Origin of the sequence: Paenibacillus artemisiicola, assembly GCF_017652985.1 — a bacterium.
Lineage (GTDB): Bacteria > Bacillota > Bacilli > Paenibacillales > Paenibacillaceae > Paenibacillus_Z > Paenibacillus_Z artemisiicola.
Window position 1 is genome coordinate 1 of the sequence record NZ_JAGGDJ010000119.1, and the last position, 885, is coordinate 885.

Consider the following 885-nt stretch of genomic DNA (forward strand, 5'->3'; position numbering starts at 1 on the left):
AGATCAGGTAACTGGAGTTCAGACGTGACGTCTTCCGATCAGCGGGCTTCGCCGCCGGCCCGCCCGCGGGCGCCGGAACGTCCGCCGGCGGGCCGGGCGAGCTCGGCGCCGAGGCGCTGCGGTCCGTGAGCTCCGACCTGTCGGCGTCGGCGCTGCACTGGACCCAGCATTTGCTCGACAGCTGCGGCATCGTCTCCCGGGAGCTCGTGCAGCAGCTGTCGCCCTTCGGCTGGGACGAGCTGTTCCCCGTGCTGAAGCAGCTCGAGCAGTGGGGCGTCGTGACGCGCGGGCTGCTCGTGGAAGGCGTCGGCACGCTGCAGTTCGCCCGGCGCGAGGGCATCGAGGCCGTGCGCCGTCCGCTGCCCGCGCGGGCGGGCAACGCCGTGACGGTGCTGGCCGCGACGGATCCGGCCAACCCGTTCGGCCTCGCCGCCGACTGGCCGGCCGCGCGGGGCGCGGGCTTCGCGCGCAAGAGCGGCAGCTTCCTCGTGCTGCAGCACGGCCGGTGGCGCTTCTGGCTCGAGAACAACGGCCGGCACATCGTCGATCTGACGGCGCCGCCGGACGAGCCGGACGCCGCCGCGCGGGACGCGGAGCTCCCCGCGGCGCTGCGGGACGTCTTCCGCGCGCTGCTCCGCCAGCAGAAGCTGAGCAAAATCAAAATCGACCGGTGGAACGGCGCGCCGATCGCGGAATCGCCGGTCGCGGACGTGCTGAAGACGCTCGGCGCGGAGCGCGACAACCGCTCCTTCGTGATCTGGCCGAGCGGCCTGCGGTGAACGGCCCGATCGGGCCGCTCGCCGTTCGCGCGGCCGATCGGCTGCGGCCGGCGTCCGCCGCGGCGCAAGCAAGCCGCCGGACGGCCGCCTGCGCCTCGCCGCCCCC

The 885-nt window shown here is 74.6% G+C and carries 1 protein-coding gene; it reads left to right on the forward strand.

Translation table 11 applies throughout. The features are described from left to right. Positions 1-125 precede the first annotated feature (125 nt). A complete protein-coding gene (locus I8J29_RS33415) occupies positions 126-779 on the forward strand; it encodes an Lhr family helicase (RefSeq protein ID WP_208851564.1) in 654 nt (217 codons plus the stop codon). Positions 780-885 lie beyond the last annotated feature (106 nt).